The organism is Pseudomonas mendocina, from assembly GCF_900636545.1.
Lineage (GTDB): Bacteria > Pseudomonadota > Gammaproteobacteria > Pseudomonadales > Pseudomonadaceae > Aquipseudomonas > Aquipseudomonas mendocina.
This window is the reverse complement of record NZ_LR134290.1, coordinates 667364-687184: the sequence shown is the minus strand read 5'-3', so window position 1 is coordinate 687184 and position 19821 is coordinate 667364. Positions and strand designations below refer to the sequence as shown.

Here is a 19821-nt window from a genome sequence, read left to right as displayed (position 1 = left end):
AAATGGCTCGCTTGTTTGGCCTGCTACTGCTGATAGCCGGCGTGCTCTATCCCTTCGCCGTCTATTACGGCATGGAGCACTGGTCGCCACGTTTGTTCGCTGCTCTGCTGGGCGGGCTCTGGCTCGCCCGTGCGCTGACTGCCCGTCACCGGCCGGGAGGCCTGTGGCTGGCCGCTGCGGCCCTGCTGTTCTGCCTGGTGCTTGGCCTGGCGGACGAACCGGCCCTGTTGCGCTGGTACCCGGTGCTGCTCAACCTGATGCTGCTGGCACTGTTCGGCCTCAGCCTGAAGTTCGGCCCGCCGCTGGTAGAGCGCCTGGCGCGCCTGCGCGAGCCTGAACTACCTGAAGTCGCAGTGCGCTATACCCGCAAGGTCACTCTGGTCTGGACCCTGTTCTTTCTCGGCAACTCCTTCCTGTTGATGGCTCTCTCGGCCTGGGCGCCGCTCTCCTGGTGGACGCTGTACACCGGCTTTATTTCTTATGGCCTGATTGGCCTGCTGTTCGCTGGCGAATGGTTGATCCGCCAGCAGGTAAGGAAACACGAATGATTTGGCTGCCCCTCTCCGATCTGTTGCTGGAGGCTCAGCCCGAGCGCCAGGTGACCCTGGAGCCCGCGCTGTTTCATCCAGCGCTGCGTGAGCGCGCCTTGCGTCTGGCTGCCGCCCTGCAAAAACAAGGCGTACAACGCGTGGCGCTGTATCTGGAAGATGCTGGTGAGCTGGCCATCGCCCTGCTCGGCGCCTGGCGCGCCGGGGTGCAGGTGTTGCTACCGGCCGATGCCCAGGCGCAGACACGCCAGCGGCTGGCGGCCCAGGTCGACCTGTGGCTCGATGACCTGGCGGGGTTGGATGCAGCGCCTCTGCCTGGCGCACGCCTGCTGCCCGAGCAGTGCCGCCTGACCCTGTGCACCTCAGGCTCCAGCGGCGAACCCAAGCTGATCGACAAGAGCCTGGCGCAGCTGGCCAACGAGGTCGAAGCCCTGGAGCGCTTGTGGGGTCCGCACCTGGGCCAGGCTTGCGTGCTTGGTAGCGTCGCCTGCCAGCATATCTACGGCCTGCTGTTCCGCCTGCTCTGGCCGCTCTGCGCCGGCCGCCCGGTGCACCGCCGCGCCCTGCCATTCCCTGAAGACCTGCAGCAGGTCAGCCTGAGTCAGACCCATTTCGTCTGGGTCGCCAGCCCGGCCCTGCTCAAGCGCATGGGTGACAACCTCGACTGGCCGGCGCTGAGCCGGGTGAAGCAGGTGTTCTCTTCCGGCGGTGCCCTGCCCGCCGAAGCAGCGCAAGCCCTGCATGACCGTCTGGGCCAATGGCCGACGGAAATCTATGGCAGCTCGGAAACCGGCGGTATCGGCTGGCGCCAGGGTGACACGCCTTGGCAACCGTTCACCGGCGTCGAACTGAGCCTGGATGAGGCAGGAGCCTTGCGCATCGCCTCGCCGTATTTGCCAGCCGGACATATCGAACAGAGCGCGGATGCCGCCGAGATCGGTGACGACGGTCGTTTCGTCCTGCGCGGACGACTGGATCGCATCGTCAAGCTGGAGGAGAAGCGCATCTCCCTGCCCATGATCGAGCAGGCACTGGTCAATCATGACTGGGTTGCCGATGCCCGCCTGGGTGTCGTTCAGGAGGGTCGCGCCTACCTCGGGGCCTTGCTGGCACTGAGCCCGACCGGCGTACACGCCCTGCGCAACCAGGGCCGTCGCACCGTGACCGATACCCTGCGCCGGCACCTGGCCGATCATTGCGAAGCCATCGCTTTGCCGCGCCGCTGGCGCCTGCTGCTGGAGCTGCCCTACAGCAGCCAGGGCAAGCTTCCGCAAAGCCAGGTCGACAGCCTGCTGAGCGCACCGAGGCCGACGCGGGTGGAGCCCGTCAGCGCCGAAGAGCGCGACGGCGAATGGCTGCTGCAGTTGCAGGTACCGCTTGACCTCGCCCACTTCACCGGCCATTTCCCACAGACCCCAGTGCTGCCTGGAGTGGTGCAGGTGGACTGGGCGCAACAACTGGCACGCCAGTTGATCCCTCATCTGCCGCCACGCTTCGCCGGTATGGAAGTGCTCAAGTTCCAGCAACTGGTGCGCCCCGGCGACACCCTGCAACTGACCCTGCGCTTCGACAGCGAACGCGGCAAACTCTATTTCGCCTATCACAATGGCGAAGCGGCCTGTTCTTCTGGTCGTATCCTGCTGGAGCCGGCCCATGGCTGAGTCAGGCTTCAAGCCCTGCGCGGTGATCCCGGTCTACAACCACGAGCGGCCGTTACCCGGTGTGGTCAGCGAACTGCGCCGCGCCGATCTCCCCTGCGTACTGGTTGACGATGGTTCCAGCGCCAGCTGCGCGGCCGTCATGGACGATCTGGCGCAGCAGCCCGGCGTCCATCTGCTGCGCCTGCCCAGCAATCTGGGCAAGGGCGGCGCGGTGATGGCCGGTCTGCGCGAAGCGGCGCGCCTCAGTTACAGCCATGCGCTGCAGGTCGATGCTGACGGCCAGCATGACCTGAGCAGAATCGATGATTTCCTCGACACCGCTCGAGCGCATCCAGAGGCCATGGTCTGCGGCTACCCGCAATACGATGCGAGCGTGCCCAAGTCGCGCCTCTATGCACGCTACCTGACCCACGTGTGGGTCTGGATCAACTGCCTGTCGCTGCAGGTTCGCGACTCGATGTGCGGCTTCCGCGTCTATCCGCTGCCACCCACCCTGGCCCTGCTCGACAGGGTGAAACTTGGCCGACGCATGGATTTCGACACCGAGATTCTGGTACGCATGGCCTGGCGCGAGCAGCCGATGCACTGGCTGCCGACCCGCGTGCATTATCCGGCCGACGGCCTTTCGCACTTTCGCCTGTGGCACGACAACCTGTTGATCTCCGGCATGCATGCGCGGTTGTTCTTCGGCATGCTGCTGCGCGCGCCACGCATTCTCTGGCGCAGGCTGGTCGCATGAGCGCTGCCGAACAAAACGAGCACTGGGCCCGGCAGAAGGAGCGCGGCAGTTTCCTGCTGATGCGTTTCACCGTCGCGGCCGCGCGCCTGCTCGGCCGTCGCCCCCTGGTGCCGTTGCTGTATCTGATCGTGCTGTACTTCTACCTCTTCGGCCGCAGTGCGCGCACCAGCATTCATCAGTATCAGCACAACCTGGCCGCCTGGAGCGCACGCCCCGACTTGCGCCCGAACCGAGGCTCGGTGCTGCGACAGTTCTTCGCTTTCGCCGACAGCCTGCTGGACAAGCTCGACGTCTGGAACGGCCGCTTGCCACTGCAGCAGTTGCAACTGGACGATCCCCACGACATTCGTGGGCAACTGCATAAAGGTGGTCGCGGACGCCTGCTGGTCGGCGCGCACCTGGGTAATCTGGAAGTCTGCCGCGCCCTGGCCGAACTCGGCGAGCAGGTATGCATGAACGTGCTGGTGCACACCAAGCATGCCGAGCGCTTCAACCGCCTGCTGGGCGAGTCTGGCGCCAGCAATCTGCGCCTGATCCAGGTCAGCGAACTGGACCCGGCGATCATGCTGCAACTGGCCGAACGCCTGGAACGCGGAGAATGGCTGGCCATCGCCGGTGATCGCGTGCCCCTGCATGGCGGGCGCCGCGTGGTGGTGGATTTTCTCGGCCTACCGGCTGCCTTTCCCCAGGGCCCCTGGCTGCTGGCCGGCCTGCTGCATTGCCCGGTCGAGCTAATCCACTGCCTGAAAATCGATGGCCGCTACCAGGTACGCCTGGAGCACTTCGCCGACGCGGTGACCTGGAAGCGCAGCGAGCGCGATCAGGTGATCCGAGATTGGGCGCAACTCTATGCGCAACGCCTGGGCGAACGCTGCCTGGACGCCCCCCAACAATGGTTCAACTTCTACCCTTTCTGGAAGCGAGATGACGACATACCAGCCTGAGCCGGTGATCTTCGGCGAGCGCGCCCTGACCATCGAGAACATCGTAGCCCTGTCGCAGCGCAAGGCCCATGCCCAGCTGCAGGACGATGCCGCCTACCGGGAAAAGATCGCCAAGGGCGCACGCTTCCTCGACACCCTGCTGGATAAGGAAGGCGTGATCTACGGGGTCACCACCGGCTACGGCGACTCCTGCGTGGTCGCGGTGCCATTGCATCAGGTCGAGGCGCTGCCCAAGCACCTGTTCACCTTCCACGGCTGCGGCCTGGGCAAGCTGCTCGACGCGCCAAGTACCCGCGCCGTGCTCGCTGCCCGCTTGCAGTCGCTGTGCCACGGTGTGTCCGGGGTGCGCGTGGAACTGCTGGAGCGTATCCAGGCGTTCATCGACCATGACGTGCTGCCCTTGATCCCGGAAGAAGGCTCGGTCGGCGCCAGCGGCGACCTCACGCCGCTGTCCTACGTCGCCGCCACCCTCAGCGGTGAGCGCGAGGTGCTGTACAAGGGTGAACGTCGCAGCGCCGCCGAGGTGCATGAAGAACTCGGCTGGACGCCGCTGACCCTGCGCCCGAAGGAAGCTCTGGCACTGATGAACGGCACCGCGGTGATGACAGCCCTGGCCTGCCTGGCCTACGCCCGCGCCGACTACCTGCTGAAACTGGCAACGCGCATCACCGCGCTCAACGTAATCGCGCTGGAAGGCAACCCGGAGCACTTCGACGAGCGCCTGTTCGCCGCCAAACCGCACCCGGGCCAGACCCAGGTCGCCGCCTGGATTCGCCAGGATCTGGCCGTCGAAGCGCCGTTGCCGCCGCTGCATCGCCTGCAGGATCGTTATTCGATCCGCTGCGCGCCGCACGTGCTCGGCGTGCTGGCCGACAGTCTGGGCCTGCTGCGCCAGTTCATCGAGACCGAACTCAACAGCGCCAACGACAACCCGCTGTTCGATGCCGAGACCGAGCGCACCCTGCACGGCGGCCACTTCTATGGCGGGCATATCGCCTTCGCCATGGATAGCCTGAAGAACCTGGTCGGTAACGTCGCCGACCTGCTCGACCGTCAGCTTGCCCTGCTGGTCGACACGCGCTACAACCACGGCCTGCCGAGCAACCTGTCCGGCGCGCCAGTCGAGACGGCGATGATCAACCACGGCTTCAAGGCCGTGCAGATCGGTGCCAGCGCCTGGACCGCCGAAGCGCTGAAGAACACCCTGCCGGCCAGCGTGTTCTCGCGCTCCACCGAGTGCCACAACCAGGACAAGGTGAGCATGGGCACCATCGCCGCCCGTGATGCACTACGCAGCCTGGAGCTGACCGAGCAAGTCGCCGCCGCCACCTTGCTGGCGGCCAACCAGGGCGTCTGGCTACGCGAGCGCGCCGGCAAGCGCGACATCCCGGCGCCGCTGGCGGCGATGCGCGAGCAACTGGCCAGCGACTTCCCGCCGGTGATCGAAGATCGCGCGCTGGAAGGCGAGCTGCGCCTGTGCCTGGAACGTATCCGTGCCCAGCACTGGAGGCTGTATGCGTAAGCAGCCTGTAGGGTGGGCTTCAGCCCACCGTAACCGCCGACTGTGACATTTACTGGTGGGCTGAAGCCCACCCTACGGGAGTATTCGCCATGCGTAGCAAGGGCGTATTGCAGGCGCAGATCGAACTGCAGGTGCAGTTCTATGACGTCGACATGATGGAAATCGTCTGGCATGGCCACTACGTCAAGTACTTTGAGCAGGCGCGCTGCGCCTTGCTCGACAAGCTCGACCACAACTACCGGCAGATGCGCGACTCCGGCTACGCCTGGCCGGTGATCGACCTGCAGCTGCGCTACATACGCGGTGCCCAGTTCGGCCAGCACATCATCGTGCGCGCTGACCTGGTGGAGTGGGAGAGCCGCCTGAAGATCAACTACCTGATCAGTGATGCCGAGACCGGTGAACGCATGACTCGCGGCAGCACCGTGCAGGTCGCCGTGGAAATCGCCACGCGGGAAATGCAGTTCGCCTCGCCACAGGTCTTCATCGATGCCGTGCAGAGGGCCATCGCGTGAAACGCCTGCTCAGCGCCACCCTGGCTGGCATCGGCTGCGTAGCCCGGATGAAATCCGGGAGAAACCCCATTGCCCGTTACATTTCCCGGATTGCATCCGGGCTACTGCTGGCGAGCATTGCCCAGCTGGCGCTGGCCTTCGATCTCGACCAACTCAGCGAGCAGCTCGGCAAACCCGAGGTGGTGCGCGGCAGCTTCATTCAGGAGAAGCACCTGCGCGCCCTGCCGCAACCGTTGACCAGCCGCGGCACCTTCGTGCTGGCCAAGGACTACGGGCTGCTTTGGCTGCTCGAACGGCCTTTGCAACAGGACTACCGTATCGATGATCAGGGCATTGCCCGACGTACCGAGCAGGGCTGGCAGTTCGTCGCCCAGCAGAGCGCCACTGCCCAGCAGAACCGCCTGTTCCTCGCCGTTCTGAAAGGGGACAGCAGCGGCCTGCGTCAGGACTTCGACCTCAGCCTGAGCGGCAGCGCTGACAACTGGCAGCTCGATCTGACGCCCCGCAGCGTGCTGCTCAAGCAGGTATTCAAGGCCATCGTGATCAGCGGCGGCGCGCTGGTGCAGCGTATCGAACTGCAGGAAACCCAGGGCGACAGCACCGTGCTGCGCCTTCAGGACAATCAGGCCGGTCAATCCCTGAGCGACGCGGAGCAACATGACTTCCAGAGTTGAATACTGGGGTTCACGGCTCTTTCCGCTCGCCCTGCTCCTGCTTCTTGCCGTCGCCGCCTGGCAGTGGCGCGGTGGTGCGCCCATCTCGGCCAACCTGCTGGAGCTGGTGCCCAGCGGCAAGCCGGACGCCCTCGAAGAGCTGGCCGTGCAACGCATGCAGGAGCCGCTGAACCGCGAACTGCTGATACTGATCAGCCACCCGCAACGCGAGCAGGCCTTGGCGCTGGCTGCGCAACTGGGCGCACGCTGGCAGCAACAGACACTGTTCGAGAAGGTGCAGTGGGATCCGCAAGCCGACCTGAACAACATCAGACAGCAATTGCAGGATCAGCGCCTGGCGCTGCTGCCAGCGGCCGACCGCCAGCTGCTGATCGACGATCCTGCGGCGTTCGTTGCCAGGCGCACCCAGGACCTGTTCGACCCGTTCCGCAGCCAGGGTGTCGTCGCCACCAATGACGATCTGCTCGGCCTGAGTACGCTGGCCGAGAAGAATCTCCCGCATCATCACAATATTCAGGTCGATCTCAGCGGTGCGCTGATCGCCGAAAGCGAGGGAGCCACCTGGGCCCTGCTGCGCGCCCGAACCAATGCCGACGCCTTCGACGGCAACCTGGCTCTGGCAGTGGACGATCTGGTCACCCAGGCACGTGACGAGGTGCAAGCACGCGGCGGCCAGTTGCTCGCCAGTAGCGGGCTGCTGTATTCCGCCCACGGCCAGCGCGAAGCTACGCGTGAAATCAGCCTGATGGGCGGCATCGCCAGTGCCGGCGCCCTGCTGCTGATGCTGCTGGTGTTTCGCCGGGTACGCGTATTGCTGGCCTTCATCCCCGCCGCCATCGGCGTGTTCGCCGGGCTCACGGCTTGTGTCGCGGTATTCGGCCATGTGCACGTGATGACACTGGTGCTCGGCGCCAGCCTGATCGGCGTGGCCATCGACTATCCGCTGCACCTGCTGTCGAAAAGCTGGACATTGCAGCCCTGGGACAGCTGGCGAGCCCTACGCGCCACGCTGCTCGGCCTGACCCTCGGCCTGCTGACCAATGTCATCGGCTACCTGGCCCTGGCCTTCACGCCCTTCCCGGCGCTGAAACAAGTGGCGATCTTCTCTGCCGCAGGCCTGCTCGGCGCCTATCTGAGTACCCTGTTCCTGCTGCCAACCCTATTGGGCAAGACTGCGATCCGCCCGTGGCAACCACCCCACACCTTGGCGCAGCGTCTGCTCGACTGGCGGGAAGCCTTGCTGCGCCGCCTGTCGACACCCTGGCTGCTGTTGATCTTCGCTTTGTTCTGCGCGGGCGGCCTGCTGCAACTCTCGCACAAGGACGACCTGCGCCAGTGGGCCAGCGTGCCATCACAGTTGCTGGAGCAGTCGAAAGCCATCAGCCAGATCGTCGGCGCCCAGCCCACCAGCCAGTTCTTTCTGGTACGCGGCGACGACGAAGAACAATTGCTGCAACGCCAGCAACTGCTGAGCCAGCGCCTGAACAAGCTGGTTGAACAAGGCCAGCTGAAGAGCTACCTGGCGTTGAGCCAAGTTATCGCCCCACTCACACAACAGGAAAAACTGCGCCAGGCCGTGGCACAGCTGCCGCAACACAGCGCCGCGCTCACCGAACTGGGCATTCCCCTCGCCGCCATCGAGCAAGAGGCGCGGCAGCTGCAAGCGCTGCCGTTGTTGAATATCCAACAGGTGCTCACCGAACCGCTCGGTGAACCCTGGCGACCGCTCTGGCTGGGCCAAACAGCCAACGGTCAGGTCGCCGGCTTGATCAGCCTGCAGGGGCTGAGCGACAGCGGCCTGCTCGCGGCGCAGGCCGCCGGACTGGAGGGCGTGAAGCTGGTCGACCGCCTTGGTGAGCTCAACCGCCTGTTCGCTGCTACGCAGGTCAGCGCCGCCGAACTCAAGCTGGCCTCATGCCTGCTGATCTTCGTCTTGCTGTGCTTCTCGTTCGGCGCGCGCGGCGCAGCTCGGATACTGGCCGTCTCCTTGCTGGCTGCACTGGCCAGCCTGGCCAGCCTCGGCTGGCTCGGCCAGCCACTGACGCTGTTCAGCCTGTTCGGCCTGCTGCTGGTCACGGCCATCGGCGTGGATTACGCCATTCTGATCCGTGAGCAGGTAGCCGGCGCGGCCACCAGCCTGCTCGGCACACTGCTGTCGGCGCTGACCACCTGGCTGTCGTTCGGCCTGCTGGCCGTGTCGAGCACCCCGGCGGTGAGCAACTTCGGCCTGACCATCAGCATCGGCCTGGCCTTCAGCTTTCTGCTCGCGCCCTGGGCAGCTGATGCGCAGGCAAGGGAGCAGCATCCGTGACCGTCGCTCTGTTCTGGCTATTGGCCCTGGCCCTCTACGCGATGGTCAGCGTCATCGGCGGGCGGCGCCTGATTCCCATCGTCGGCCAATTGCTGGTGGCTGCGCTGGCCATCCCGGCGCTGCTGTTACTGTGGGCCGAGCCGCACTGGCAATTGAGCGCCAGCGACCTGCTCGCACCTGGCTGGCTGGAGCCTGCCTACGGTCTGTGCTTTGCGCTGCTACTCGGTTATATCCTCAGCGACGTGATCGATCTCGACCTCAGCCCGGCGTGCGTGAAGATCGCCCTGCCCAGTTTCCTCGTACCGATGCTCGCTGGCCTGGCCTGTTCGCTCTGGTTGCTGCCCGGCGAGCGCGGCTGGCTGAGTGCAGTCGGCATCGGCCTGCTGTTCTCCATCACCGCCATTCCCGTGCTCTACCTGTTTCTGCAGAGCATCGGCTACCCGCCTGCCGACAGTAAACGTCTGCTGCATGCGGCGATCCTGATGGATTTCATGTGCTGGAGTCTGTTCGGCCTGGCCCAGGGCAGCAGCCAGCCGGCAACGCTGCTGTGGCCCTTGTTGGCGGCATTGCTGCCCCTGTTGCTGCGTGCCGCCAGGCTGCGTCATCCGTCGTTCTACAGCCTGCCATTCTTCGCCTTGATGCTGGCGTTGCAGCAGCTTGAACTGAATGCGCTGGTGTTCGGCATCGGCTACATGCTGTGTCTGGGTTACCTGCGCCAGCCCTTCGTCCTGCCACTCGCGGAGCGTCACTGGAAACGCGCGATGAATGGGCTCGCAGTCCCACTGATCCTCACCTATGGCGTGCTGCGCGTCGATTTCCATGGCCTGGATCAACACCTGTCCTGGTTGGTAATGGGTACCCTGCTGGCGCTGCCGGTCATCAGCAAGGTGCTTGGTAGCTGGCTGGGTCTGCACTGGGCAAATCCGGCCGCGTCGGCACGAATCAAGTGGCGTGAAAGCCTGCTGCTGAACATCCGCGGCCTGACCGAAATCGTGTTCCTCAACCTGCTCCTGCAGCTCCAGCTGATTGATTCAACGGTGTACTTCGGCCTGCTGCTGATGAGTCTATTCTCTACTCTGCTGCCTGCCCTGCTGGGCCGGCATGCGGCCAATCATGAAGCGAAAGCCCGCTATGAAATCTCCTGAACTCGAACAACGCCAGATCGTCGTCATCGGTGCCGGCCCGTCCGGCGCCATCGCAGCCGCCATCCTCAAACGCAAGGGTCATGACGTACTGGTGCTGGAGCGCCAGCGCTTCCCGCGCTTTTCCATCGGCGAAAGCCTACTGTCGCACTGCCTGGACTTCGTCGAAGAAGCCGGCATGCTCGGGGCCGTGCAAGCCGCCGGGTTCCAGACCAAACACGGTGCTGCGTTCGCCTGGGGTGATCGCTACACCAGCTTCGACTTCCGCGACAAGTTCACCGAAGGCAAGGGCTCGACCTACCAGGTAATCCGCGCAGACTTCGACAAGCTGCTGGCCGACGAAGCCGAGCGCCAGGGTGTGGAGATCCGCTACGAGGAAGAAATCTTCGCCGCCGACTTCAGTGGTGATTGTCCGCGCCTGTCGGTACGCCGCCTGGCCGACGGCGTCGAGTACCAGGTCGAGTGCGCCTTCGTCCTCGACGGCAGTGGTTATGGCCGCGTGCTGCCGCGCCTGCTCGATCTCGACACGCCGTCGGCCTTCCCGGTCCGCCGTGCGGTGTTCACCCATATCGAGGATCGCATCGACCCGGCCTCGGGCTTCAACCGCGAGATGATCCTCATCACCACTCACCCGACTCTGCGCGACGTGTGGTTCTGGACCATCCCATTCAGCAACGGCCGTTGCTCACTGGGCGTGGTCGCCGCAACCGAGCACTACGAGAATTCTCCGAAAGATCTCGATGCCTGTCTCAAGCAGTTCGTCGCCGAGACGCCGTCGCTGAGCAAGGTGCTCGGCAATGCCGTGTGGGATACCCCGGCGCGCGAGATCAACGGTTACTCGGCCAACGTCAAGAGCCTGCACGGCCCAGGCTTCGCCTTGCTGGGCAACGCTGCCGAGTTCCTTGATCCGGTATTCAGCTCCGGCGTGACTATCGCCATGCGTTCGGCGAGCATGGCCGCCGGGCTGTTGCATCGCCAGCTGGGTGGCGAAACGGTGGACTGGGAAAACGAGTTCGCCATCCCGCTCAAACGCGGCGTGGATACCTTCCGCGTCTACGTCGAAGGCTGGTACGAGGGTTCCTTCCAGGACGTGATCTACTACGAGAACGCCTCGCCGGAGATTCGCCGCATGATCAGCTCGATCCTTGCCGGCTACGCCTGGGACGGTAAGAATCCCTACGTGTCCGAACCACGCCGCCGCCTGCGAGTGCTCGCAGAACTTTGCTCCCAACCCTGAGAACCTACTTACGATCAGCTGCGCGTCGGCCCTACGGCGTTAGAAACAGGCTCGGAATGCTCATTTACAACTCGTAAACTCCGCTTCCTCGCCTGCTTCTGCCTTGTATGGCTCTAGCTCGCTAGCTCGTAAATAGGTTCTAAACAAGGATCGTCGATGAACGCCCTGCGCCCCGTCTCGCCCACCTACGTCGAAGAAACCCGCTTCGGCTTCTGGTTCCTGCAGAGCCATGTCTGGCAACACCATGTACTGCGGGTCGCGATCAACGACCTGGTGCGCCTGATCGGCGAACCATTGCCGCACGCGCCCGTGCTGCTGGATGCGGGTTGTGGCCAGGGGCGCTCCTTCGGCCTGCTCGACGCAGCGCTCTCGCCCACGAGAATGATCGGCCTTGACGCTGACCCACACAGCCTCGAATGCTCGCGCCGCGAGGCCGAGCGCCTGGGCCTCGACGTCGAGCTGATCGCCAGCGACTGCGCCGCCATCGACCTGCCCGACGCCAGCGTCGACCTGTTGTTCTGCCACCAGACACTGCATCACCTGGTGGAACAGGAGAAAGCCCTCGCCGAGTTCTGGCGCGTGCTGAAACCGGGTGGCCGATTGCTGCTGGCCGAGTCGACCAAGTACTACATCGACACCTGGGTGATCCGCTGGCTGTTCCGTCACCCGATGCACGTGCAACGCAGCGCCGAGCAGTACCTGCAAATGCTCAGCGCGCAGGGTTTCCAGTTCGAAGAGAGCAGTGTTTCGTACCCCTATCTGTGGTGGAGCCGCTCCAAGGACTTCGGCCTGCTGGAGCGCTGGGGACTGATGCGACCAAAGCCGGTCGGCCAACGCGACGAAACGCTGCTCAACGTAGTGGCGCGCAAACCGTGATGCCACGCATACTCCTGCTCGTCGCCAGCCTGTTGCTGGGCGCCTGCGCCGCACATACCCCCGTGCCGCAGACGCCACCAGCACTGGTCGCGCCCTTGCCGCTCAACCTGCAGATCCAGCGCGAGCAGGCACAGGTGCGACAGGACTGGCTGTTGGTGATCCAGCGCGAGGGTTCGGCCCTGCGCTGGTCACTGATGGATCCGCTCGGCATACCACAGGCGCGTCAGCTACTGGACGCCGGGCACTGGCGTAACGACGGCCTGCTGCCACCCAATACCGAAGCGCGAGAACTGTTCGCCGCGCTGCTGTTCGCCCTGACCCGAGGCGACGCGCTGCAGGCCTACCCGGCCGGCAGCTGGCAACAGGTGCGCGATGACCAACGCCGCCTTGCGCCGGACTGGACCGTCGACTACCACGGCCCACTGAATTTCACCCTTGGCAAGACCGGCCTGAACTACCGGATACATGCACTGAACCTGGAAGAAAGCGATTGATGTCCCGTGCCCCTACCCCCGGCTACCTCAATGCACTCGGCGTGATCTGCGCCCTGGGCGAAGGCAAGCAGGCCGTTGCCGATGCGCTGTTCGCCGGCGACACCTCGGGCATGCGTGCCGAAGACGGCTGGGTCAGTGAACGCTGCCTGACGGTCGGTGCCGTGCATGCCGATCTGCCAGCCATGCCAGCTGGTTTCGAGCGCTCGCACAGTCGCAACAACCAACTGCTGCTTGCAGCCGCGCTGCAGATCGAGCCCGAACTACGCGCTGCCATCGCCCGCCATGGTGCTCACCGCGTCGGCCTGGTGCTGGGTACGAGCACCTCGGGCATTCGCGAAGCGGGCGAGCATATCGGGCGCCAGCTCGACGATGGCGAGCTGCCAGCCGAGTACGACTACATCCAGCAGGAGATGGCCGCGCCAGCGAACTTCCTGGCGGACTGGCTGAAATTGAATGGCCCGGTCTACTGCCAGTCCACCGCCTGCACATCCAGCGCCCGCGCCCTGCTCAGCGCCCATCGCCTGCTGCGCATGGGCCTGTGCGACGCGGTGATCTGCGGCGGCGTGGACAGCCTGTGCCGCCTCACCCTTAATGGATTCTCATCGCTGGAGGCGGTTTCCGCCGAGCCCTGCAATCCGTTCTCGGTAAATCGCAACGGCATCAATATCGGCGAAGCGGCGGCCCTGTTCCTGATGACGCGCGAACCTGCGCCCATCGCCTTCTTCGGCGGTGGCGCCACGTCCGATGCCCACCATATTTCCGCCCCACATCCAGAAGGGGTCGGCGCCCGAGCCGCCATGGAGAAGGCCCTGGCCAGCGCCGGCCTGACGCCGGATCGGATCGACTACCTAAACCTGCACGGCACTGCCACCCGCCACAACGACGCGATGGAGAGCAAAGCGGTGCACGCCATGTTCCCCAACGGCCTGCCTTGCTCGTCGAGCAAGCCCATGACCGGCCACACCCTGGGCGCCGCAGGTGCACTGGAGGCGGCCTTCTGCTGGCTGACGCTGAGCGAGTACAACCGTGACGGACTGCTGCCACCGCACCTCTGGGACGGACAGCGCGATCCCGAACTGGCACCGATCGAGCTCGTCCAAGCCGGTGCCCAGCTTCCGCGCAAACAGGGCCGCCATCTGATGAGCAACTCCTTCGCCTTTGGCGGCAACAATGTCGCCCTAATTCTGGGGGATGCGCCATGAAACTCTGGCCCGTCGCCGAACTGGTGCCCCATGCCGGCAACATGGTGCTGCTCGACGAAGTGTTGAGCTGCGATACGGAAGCGATCGAGGTGCGCCTCGTGGTGCGTCCGGATGGCCTGCTCAGCGATGCCGACGGCAATCTGCCAGCCTGGACCGGTATCGAGCTGATGGCGCAGGCCATCGCCGCCTTCGCCGGCATCCAGGCCAGACGCGCAGGCCTGCCGGTGGAACTGGGATTCCTGCTTGGCACACGCAAGTACGCCTGCAACGTCGAGTACTTTCCAGCCGGCAGCGAACTGCGCATCCGCGCCCTGTGCTCGCTGCAGGACGACAACGGCATGGGCGTGTTCGAATGCCACCTGCAAGGCCCCGACATCCAGGCCGAAGCCCGCCTCAATGTGTTCCGTCCGCCACAACCGGCGGTCTATTTACAAGAGCCACAAGAATCGCAAGAACAATCCCATGACTGAAACTACTTCCGCCGCCACCGTACTGGTCACCGGCTCCAGCCGTGGCATCGGCCGCGCCATCGCCCTGCGCCTGGCGCGTTCGGGCCATGACATCGTCCTGCACTGCCGCTCGCGCCGCGATGAGGCCGAAGCCGTACAGGCGCAGATCGCCGAACTGGGCCGCCAGGCGCGCATCCTGCAATTCGACGTGTCCGACCGCGCAGCCTGCCGCGAAGCGCTGGAAGCCGATATCGAGGCCCATGGTGCCTACTACGGCGTGGTATGCAACGCCGGCCTAACCCGCGATGGCGCCTTCCCGGTGCTCTCCGAAGACGACTGGGATCAGGTGCTGCGTACCAACCTGGACGGTTTCTACAACGTACTGCACCCACTGACCATGCCGATGATCCGCCGTCGCGCGCCAGGCCGTATCGTCTGCATCACCTCGGTGTCGGGGCTGGTCGGCAACCGCGGTCAGGTCAACTACAGCGCCTCCAAGGCCGGCGTGATCGGCGCCGCCAAGGCCCTGGCGATCGAACTGGCCAAGCGCAAGATCACCGTGAACTGCGTGGCACCCGGCCTGATCGACACCGAGATTCTCGACGAGTTGGTGCCGGTGGAGGAAATTCTCAAGATGATTCCGGCAGCGCGCATGGGCACCCCGGAGGAAGTCGCCGGTGCGGTGAACTTCCTGATGTCCAGCGAGGCGGCGTACATTACCCGCCAGGTTCTCGCAGTGAATGGCGGTCTGTGCTGATGAAACGTGTAGTAGTTACCGGCATGGCCGGCATCACCTCGCTGGGCAGCGACTGGCCAACCATCTCGGCCGCGTTCAAAGCCGGCAAAAGTGGTATCCGCCGTATGGACGAATGGGATCGTTTCACCGAGCTCAATACCCGTCTGGGTGGACCGGTGGACGACTTCGTCCAGCCCAAGCACTGGAATCGCAAGCAGACCCGCAGCATGGGCCGGGTATCCAAGCTGGCGGTGTTCGCCGCCGAGCGCGCGCTGGAACACGCCGGCCTGCTCGGCGATCCGTGCATCGCCGACGGGCGCATGGGCGTGGCCTGCGGCTCGTCCACCGGCAGCACCGAGGAGGTCAAGGCCTTCGGCAACATGCTGCTGAACTCGGTGGCCGACGGCCTCAACGCCAACTCCTACATCCGCATGATGCCGCACACCACCGCGGCCAATATCAGCATCTTCTTCGGCCTCAAGGGTCGTCTGATCCCGACCTCCAGTGCCTGCACCAGCGGCAGCCAGGGCATCGGCTATGCCTACGAGGCGATCAAGTTCGGCCGTCTGAAGATGATGCTCGCCGGTGGCGCCGAAGAGCTGTGCCCGACCGAGGCCATGGTCTTCGATGCGCTCTACGCCACCAGCCTGAAGAACGACGCCCCGCACACTAGCCCACGCCCCTACGACAGCGGCCGCGACGGCCTGGTGATCGGCGAAGGCGCCGGCATTCTGGTTCTGGAAGAACTGGAGCACGCCCTGGCCCGTGGCGCCACCATCCATGCCGAAATCGTCGGTTTCGGCTGCAACTCAGACGGCCAGCACGCCACCAAGCCGGTACAGGAGACCATGCGCGGCGCCATGCAGTTGGCGCTCGATGACGCCGGCCTGGAACCTTCCGCCATCGGTTACGTCAACGGCCATGGCACCGCGACCGAGCAGGGCGACGTGGCCGAAACCCTGGCCACCAGCAGCCTGTTCGGCCCGCGCATGCCCATCAGCTCGCAGAAAAGTTATTTCGGCCACACATTGGGCGCCTGCGGCGCACTGGAGTCCTGGTTCAGCATCGAGATGATGAACCAGGACAGTTACGTGCACACCCACAACCTGGATGCCATCGATCCGGCTTGTGGCGAGCTGGACTACCTGCGCGGCGAGTTCCGCCAGATGAGCCACGAGTACGTGATGAACAACAACTTCGCCTTCGGTGGCGTGAACACCTCGCTGATCTTCAAGCGCTGGCACTGATCTTCAACTGACAAGGAACACGGATGATGTCTCGTTTCACTCGCTTTGGTCTTATTCTCGCCCTGCTGCTCGGCGTCGCGGCCTGTACGTCGAAACCGGTGATGAACATTGAGAACCGCACACCAGTGGTTGCGGTGCGAAGCGAGGATGATATGCGCCGGGCCATTCTCGCCGGTCTGCAGAGCCGCCAATGGACGGTCGAGCGTGCCGACCGCGGCAACATCATGGCGATGATCCAGCGCCGCAGCCACCAGGCCGAGATCACCATTCCCTACAGTGCATCGAGCTACTCGATTCGTTATCGCGATAGCCAGAACCTCGGCTACAAGAACGGCAAGATCCACCGCAACTACAACAAGTGGATTCATAATCTGGATCGCAGCATCCAGCAGGAACTGAACAGGGCTTCCTTCTAGAAGGTGCCAGGTAGGTAAAGGCCTGTTCTACACGACAGGCCTACGCGCAGCAGACGTTGAACGAGCTTTTACATACAGTGATATTCAAGGAGATAACCATGAAAGCAAAAATCTGGACCACTGCCGCACTTCTGTCCGTCGCCCTGCTACCCGGCCTCAGCCAGGCGCGCGATACCGCACACTTCCTCGACTTCCAGTCGGTGGTCAACGAAGCCACCCAGGCTGGCCGCCTCGACGGTTCGGTGAAGTTCTACCTGAACAAAACCCCGGCCGGTGCTCAGATCATCAACGCCAATGTCACCACCAGCCAGAAGACCAACGCCTTCAACAAGAGCGATGAGGAAGCCTGCAGCTGGGTTCTGCAATCGGCGCTGATCAAACTGCAGAACTCGGCCAAGGCCGCAGGCGCCAATGCCGTGGTCGACCTTGCCAGCAACTACAAGAACAAGGAATACCGCGACGACAGCAAATACGAGTGCCATGCCGGCGCCATCATGGCCGGCGTCGCACTGAAGGCCAAATACGCCAAGGTGAAGTAATCGCTCACCAGTAGCAAAGGCCACCTCACGGTGGCCTTTGTTTATCCAAGGAAGACCATTGCCCATGCTGCCCGTTCGTTTCTCTTTACCCTTACTTGCCGCCGCCACGCTGGTCGGCTGCACCTCCACGCAAGTCACGCCACTGCAAAGCGCAGCGGATCAGATGTGCATCGAGGAGAACCCAAAGGTTCAAGTCAGTGATTTCGTAGCGGTGCTGCAAGAGGGATTCGCCAGACATGGCATCGAGACACAGCTGTACGCGAAAATTCCCCGAGAGCGATGCCCCTATGTGGTGACCTACACAGCCCGCCGTTCATGGGACATGGCGCCGTATCTTTCCACCGCTGAAATCACCATTCTCGGCCCACGTCGTCAAACCCTGGCTAAGGCCAACTACCACCTACGCGGCAAAGGCGGTTTATCGCTGATGAAATGGCAGGGAACCAAGAGCAAGATCGACCCGGTCATCGACGAGTTACTGGCGAGTTCACAACTAAGCGCCACCGGACCCACTGAGACGCGACACGAAAACACTCCGGCGATACGTAGTAAAAGCTTGGATGAGCAGATACGCGAGCTGCAACAGCAGAAGCTCGGCTATGAAGACTATCAACGTGCTTACCAGAAACTTCTGCTGGAAAATCAGGCTTCAGACTGATCCCGCTCAGAACACGTACGGCACGAACATTCGCGTACGCCCCATGTACTCGCGGTAGGCATCACCGAAATAGGCCAGGCACTCGCGCTCCTCGCAGCGCGCCGAGCACCACAGCAGCACACTGGAGAGCAGCGCCAGCAACACGATCAGCGCATCGATACGCTTGAAGGCTATTCCCCACGCCAGCAACAGCAACGAGCAGTACATGGGATGCCGGATATAGTGGAAGATGCCGCCTGTCACCAATTGCGAGGTGCGCTCGAAGGCGAACAGCTCCTCATCCTGGCGTTGTGTTCCGGCGTTGCCGAAGCGGCGCATCTGGTAGATCCCGGCGAACAGCACCAGCAGCGAAAGGCTGAGCACAACCCAGGCGATGCGCTGGTTCCATTCGCCGCGGTCGCCAAACCAGGACTCAGCGTTGAGCACCAGCATCACCGCCATCGCCTCCCAAGCGAGAAAACGGTAGAACCCGTGGCTACGCGGATTGCCCAGCGTACGCCAGGAAATTCCCACCAGCACCCCGCTGATCGTCCCAAAAGCCAGCCACTGCCAGATCGTCACGCCATCCTCCCTCTGTCCTCGCCTCTGTTACACTGCGTCGCCCAAATTTCCTGACCGCCCGCCATGGATCGCACCCAACTGCACACACTGCTGCCGCACCAGGGCGATGCTCTCTGGCTGGATGCATTGGTCGATCACGACAACCTCACTATCCGCGGTCTCAGCGCCTGGCATCACCTCGACAAGCTTGGCGAAAATGCCTCGCCTTGCCTGCTGTTCGAAGCTGCGGCCCAGCTTTGCGCCGCACATGGTGCCCTATACGGCGAAGCGGATGCCATTGAAATGGCCCTGGTCGGCAAACTTTCTCAGCTCCACCTGCACCCGGTCACAGCGCGCGAAGAACCGCTGTTGATCAGTGCGCGGCAGGAAGCGCTGAGCCCGGCCGGCGCGCTCTACGCTTTCGCCATCCAGGCCGGCAGCCAGGCACTGCTGGATGGCAAACTGCTGCTGGTACTCGTCCGTGCTTGAGCTACGCGGCGTCAGTTTCCGCTACCCGTGCGCAGACACCTTCGCCCTGCATGGCATCGACCTGCAACTGCAGGAAGGCCAATGCCTGGGCCTGCTCGGCAGTAACGGTGCTGGCAAGACCACGCTGCTCGCCCTGCTCAGCGATACCCTGGCCGTGCAGCAGGGTGAAATTCGCTGGGACGGGCCGCGCAGCCTTGGCCTGGTGCCGCAACAACTGGCGTTCTACGCCGAGCTGACGGTGGCCGAGAACCTCGCGCTGTTCGCCGATCTCTACCGCCTGCACGGTGCCCAGCGCCGCCAGCGTCTGGAGTTGTGCATCGCCAGCAGCGCCCTCGAAGACAAGCTGCAACGCCGCGCCGCGCGCCTTTCCGGCGGCGAGCAACGGCGACTGAATTTCGCCATCGGGCTGCTGCAACCTGCGCGCCTATATCTATTCGATGAAGCCACCGTCGGTGTCGACGCCGGCAGCCGGCAGTTGCTGCTGGATGCCGTCGCGCGACTGACCGACGAGGGCCATGGCGTGATCTACACCAGCCACTACTTGGACGAGGTTGAGCGGGTTGCCGGACGCATCCTGCTGCTGCACGAAGGCCGGGTGCGCCTCGACGTTGATAAACAGCAACTGCTCGATGGCGGACACGGGCTGCTGCTGGAATGGCCAGAACAGGTTCCCGAAGGTTTTGAGGCACTGCTTGGCCAACTGCAACTGAACGCCGATGCGCTACCCACTGGCCTACGCATCGACAATCTGGACAGTCAGCAATTACTGGCAATCACTCAGTTCATCGCCGCGCAGCCGACTCCGCCGAGCCTGTTACGCTTCGGCCGCCCCTCGCTGGAGCAACTCTACCTGAGCCTCAACGGAGGCCGCCTGTGAGCCCG

22 protein-coding genes are annotated in these 19821 nt (G+C 63.9%); 21 read left to right on the top strand and 1 reads right to left on the bottom strand.

Annotation, left to right across the window (positions count from 1 at the left end; all coding sequences use genetic code 11):
- Nucleotides 1–2 precede the first annotated feature (2 nt).
- The 19 genes from EL191_RS03195 to EL191_RS03105 all read left to right on the top strand — a co-directional run bounded on the left by EL191_RS03195 (nucleotide 3) and on the right by EL191_RS03105 (nucleotide 17910).
- On the top strand, nucleotides 3–548 hold the full coding sequence (locus tag EL191_RS03195) for a COG4648 family protein (protein ID WP_041976454.1): 546 nt from the start codon (nucleotides 3–5) through the stop codon (nucleotides 546–548).
- On the top strand, nucleotides 545–2209 hold the full coding sequence (locus tag EL191_RS03190; RefSeq protein WP_041976451.1) for an acyl-CoA synthetase family protein: 1665 nt from the start codon (nucleotides 545–547) through the stop codon (nucleotides 2207–2209). The genes EL191_RS03195 and EL191_RS03190 overlap by 4 nt, the downstream gene beginning before the upstream one ends.
- Nucleotides 2202–2948 carry a glycosyltransferase family 2 protein gene (locus EL191_RS03185; protein WP_041976449.1) on the top strand — a complete coding sequence of 249 codons (747 nt, stop codon included), beginning with the start codon at nucleotides 2202–2204 and terminating at the stop codon, nucleotides 2946–2948. The genes EL191_RS03190 and EL191_RS03185 overlap by 8 nt, the downstream gene beginning before the upstream one ends.
- Nucleotides 2945–3892: an LpxL/LpxP family acyltransferase gene (locus EL191_RS03180; protein WP_041976446.1), complete on the top strand. Its 948-nt coding sequence runs from the start codon at nucleotides 2945–2947 to the stop codon at nucleotides 3890–3892. Before EL191_RS03185 ends, EL191_RS03180 begins: the two co-directional genes overlap by 4 nt.
- Complete coding sequence (locus EL191_RS03175) at nucleotides 3873–5414, top strand: HAL/PAL/TAL family ammonia-lyase (protein ID WP_041976443.1); 1542 nt, start codon at nucleotides 3873–3875, stop codon at nucleotides 5412–5414. The genes EL191_RS03180 and EL191_RS03175 overlap by 20 nt, the downstream gene beginning before the upstream one ends.
- Before the next feature lie 89 nt (nucleotides 5415–5503).
- Nucleotides 5504–5929, top strand: coding sequence for an acyl-CoA thioesterase (locus tag EL191_RS03170; protein WP_041976441.1), 426 nt, complete (start codon nucleotides 5504–5506; stop codon nucleotides 5927–5929).
- 47 nt (nucleotides 5930–5976) lie between these two features.
- Entirely contained in the window at nucleotides 5977–6603 is a 627-nt protein-coding gene (locus EL191_RS03165) for an outer membrane lipoprotein carrier protein LolA (protein ID WP_041977149.1), read from the top strand.
- On the top strand, nucleotides 6587–8914 hold the full coding sequence (locus EL191_RS03160) for an MMPL family transporter (protein ID WP_041976439.1): 2328 nt from the start codon (nucleotides 6587–6589) through the stop codon (nucleotides 8912–8914). Before EL191_RS03165 ends, EL191_RS03160 begins: the two co-directional genes overlap by 17 nt.
- A complete protein-coding gene (locus EL191_RS03155) occupies nucleotides 8911–10059 on the top strand; it encodes a cation:proton antiporter (RefSeq protein WP_041976436.1) in 1149 nt (382 codons plus the stop codon). Before EL191_RS03160 ends, EL191_RS03155 begins: the two co-directional genes overlap by 4 nt.
- The gene (locus EL191_RS03150; RefSeq protein ID WP_041976434.1) at nucleotides 10046–11293 is read left to right on the top strand and encodes an NAD(P)/FAD-dependent oxidoreductase; all 1248 of its coding nucleotides are present in this window, start codon (nucleotides 10046–10048) and stop codon (nucleotides 11291–11293) included. Before EL191_RS03155 ends, EL191_RS03150 begins: the two co-directional genes overlap by 14 nt.
- Nucleotides 11294–11449: 156 nt before the next feature.
- Nucleotides 11450–12169, top strand: coding sequence for a class I SAM-dependent methyltransferase (locus EL191_RS03145; RefSeq protein ID WP_017363371.1), 720 nt, complete (start codon nucleotides 11450–11452; stop codon nucleotides 12167–12169).
- The gene (locus EL191_RS03140) at nucleotides 12169–12663 is read left to right on the top strand and encodes a hypothetical protein (protein ID WP_041976432.1); all 495 of its coding nucleotides are present in this window, start codon (nucleotides 12169–12171) and stop codon (nucleotides 12661–12663) included. The genes EL191_RS03145 and EL191_RS03140 overlap by 1 nt, the downstream gene beginning before the upstream one ends.
- The gene (locus EL191_RS03135; protein ID WP_041976430.1) at nucleotides 12663–13865 is read left to right on the top strand and encodes a beta-ketoacyl-[acyl-carrier-protein] synthase family protein; all 1203 of its coding nucleotides are present in this window, start codon (nucleotides 12663–12665) and stop codon (nucleotides 13863–13865) included. The genes EL191_RS03140 and EL191_RS03135 overlap by 1 nt, the downstream gene beginning before the upstream one ends.
- On the top strand, nucleotides 13862–14335 hold the full coding sequence (locus tag EL191_RS03130) for an ApeP family dehydratase (RefSeq protein ID WP_041976427.1): 474 nt from the start codon (nucleotides 13862–13864) through the stop codon (nucleotides 14333–14335). The genes EL191_RS03135 and EL191_RS03130 overlap by 4 nt, the downstream gene beginning before the upstream one ends.
- Nucleotides 14328–15071 carry a 3-oxoacyl-ACP reductase FabG gene (fabG, locus tag EL191_RS03125; RefSeq protein WP_041976425.1) on the top strand — a complete coding sequence of 248 codons (744 nt, stop codon included), beginning with the start codon at nucleotides 14328–14330 and terminating at the stop codon, nucleotides 15069–15071. Before EL191_RS03130 ends, fabG begins: the two co-directional genes overlap by 8 nt.
- Complete coding sequence (locus EL191_RS03120) at nucleotides 15071–16297, top strand: beta-ketoacyl-ACP synthase (RefSeq protein ID WP_041976424.1); 1227 nt, start codon at nucleotides 15071–15073, stop codon at nucleotides 16295–16297. The genes fabG and EL191_RS03120 overlap by 1 nt, the downstream gene beginning before the upstream one ends.
- A 26-nt stretch (nucleotides 16298–16323) precedes the next feature.
- Nucleotides 16324–16713, top strand: a complete 390-nt coding sequence (locus EL191_RS03115) for a hypothetical protein (RefSeq protein ID WP_169746328.1) — start codon at nucleotides 16324–16326, stop codon at nucleotides 16711–16713.
- A 98-nt stretch (nucleotides 16714–16811) separates the two neighbouring features.
- Complete coding sequence (locus tag EL191_RS03110) at nucleotides 16812–17252, top strand: hypothetical protein (protein WP_041976419.1); 441 nt, start codon at nucleotides 16812–16814, stop codon at nucleotides 17250–17252.
- A gap of 64 nt (nucleotides 17253–17316) precedes the next feature.
- On the top strand, nucleotides 17317–17910 hold the full coding sequence (locus EL191_RS03105) for an Sbal_3080 family lipoprotein (protein ID WP_013713753.1): 594 nt from the start codon (nucleotides 17317–17319) through the stop codon (nucleotides 17908–17910).
- 6 nt (nucleotides 17911–17916) lie between these two features.
- Here the strand turns inward: EL191_RS03105 and EL191_RS03100 are convergent, their stop codons facing one another.
- Nucleotides 17917–18471, bottom strand: a complete 555-nt coding sequence (locus EL191_RS03100; protein ID WP_013713752.1) for a methyltransferase family protein — start codon at nucleotides 18469–18471, stop codon at nucleotides 17917–17919.
- A gap of 63 nt (nucleotides 18472–18534) precedes the next feature.
- Here EL191_RS03100 and EL191_RS03095 point away from each other — a divergent pair, with 63 nt between their 5' ends.
- Entirely contained in the window at nucleotides 18535–18939 is a 405-nt protein-coding gene (locus tag EL191_RS03095) for a hotdog family protein (RefSeq protein WP_041976417.1), read from the top strand.
- Nucleotides 18932–19816: an ABC transporter ATP-binding protein gene (locus tag EL191_RS03090; protein WP_041976414.1), complete on the top strand. Its 885-nt coding sequence runs from the start codon at nucleotides 18932–18934 to the stop codon at nucleotides 19814–19816. The genes EL191_RS03095 and EL191_RS03090 overlap by 8 nt, the downstream gene beginning before the upstream one ends.
- Nucleotides 19817–19821: the final 5 nt, after the last annotated feature.

What these genes read in the sequence shown, in the direction of transcription:
- EL191_RS03130 (WP_041976427.1), top strand. Translation starts at nt 13,862, where the DNA reads ATGAAACTCTGGCCCGTCGCCGAACTGGTGCCCCATGCCGGCAACATG.
- EL191_RS03180 (WP_041976446.1), top strand. Translation starts at nt 2,945, where the DNA reads ATGAGCGCTGCCGAACAAAACGAGCACTGGGCCCGGCAGAAGGAGCGC.
- fabG (WP_041976425.1), top strand. Translation starts at nt 14,328, where the DNA reads ATGACTGAAACTACTTCCGCCGCCACCGTACTGGTCACCGGCTCCAGC.
- EL191_RS03170 (WP_041976441.1), top strand. Translation starts at nt 5,504, where the DNA reads ATGCGTAGCAAGGGCGTATTGCAGGCGCAGATCGAACTGCAGGTGCAG.
- EL191_RS03105 (WP_013713753.1), top strand. Translation starts at nt 17,317, where the DNA reads ATGCTGCCCGTTCGTTTCTCTTTACCCTTACTTGCCGCCGCCACGCTG.
- EL191_RS03095 (WP_041976417.1), top strand. Translation starts at nt 18,535, where the DNA reads ATGGATCGCACCCAACTGCACACACTGCTGCCGCACCAGGGCGATGCT.
- EL191_RS03115 (WP_169746328.1), top strand. Translation starts at nt 16,324, where the DNA reads ATGTCTCGTTTCACTCGCTTTGGTCTTATTCTCGCCCTGCTGCTCGGC.
- EL191_RS03165 (WP_041977149.1), top strand. Translation starts at nt 5,977, where the DNA reads ATGAAATCCGGGAGAAACCCCATTGCCCGTTACATTTCCCGGATTGCA.
- EL191_RS03110 (WP_041976419.1), top strand. Translation starts at nt 16,812, where the DNA reads ATGAAAGCAAAAATCTGGACCACTGCCGCACTTCTGTCCGTCGCCCTG.
- EL191_RS03185 (WP_041976449.1), top strand. Translation starts at nt 2,202, where the DNA reads ATGGCTGAGTCAGGCTTCAAGCCCTGCGCGGTGATCCCGGTCTACAAC.
- EL191_RS03135 (WP_041976430.1), top strand. Translation starts at nt 12,663, where the DNA reads ATGTCCCGTGCCCCTACCCCCGGCTACCTCAATGCACTCGGCGTGATC.
- EL191_RS03145 (WP_017363371.1), top strand. Translation starts at nt 11,450, where the DNA reads ATGAACGCCCTGCGCCCCGTCTCGCCCACCTACGTCGAAGAAACCCGC.
- EL191_RS03160 (WP_041976439.1), top strand. Translation starts at nt 6,587, where the DNA reads ATGACTTCCAGAGTTGAATACTGGGGTTCACGGCTCTTTCCGCTCGCC.
- EL191_RS03175 (WP_041976443.1), top strand. Translation starts at nt 3,873, where the DNA reads ATGACGACATACCAGCCTGAGCCGGTGATCTTCGGCGAGCGCGCCCTG.
- EL191_RS03195 (WP_041976454.1), top strand. Translation starts at nt 3, where the DNA reads ATGGCTCGCTTGTTTGGCCTGCTACTGCTGATAGCCGGCGTGCTCTAT.
- EL191_RS03150 (WP_041976434.1), top strand. Translation starts at nt 10,046, where the DNA reads ATGAAATCTCCTGAACTCGAACAACGCCAGATCGTCGTCATCGGTGCC.
- EL191_RS03190 (WP_041976451.1), top strand. Translation starts at nt 545, where the DNA reads ATGATTTGGCTGCCCCTCTCCGATCTGTTGCTGGAGGCTCAGCCCGAG.
- EL191_RS03120 (WP_041976424.1), top strand. Translation starts at nt 15,071, where the DNA reads ATGAAACGTGTAGTAGTTACCGGCATGGCCGGCATCACCTCGCTGGGC.
- EL191_RS03140 (WP_041976432.1), top strand. Translation starts at nt 12,169, where the DNA reads ATGCCACGCATACTCCTGCTCGTCGCCAGCCTGTTGCTGGGCGCCTGC.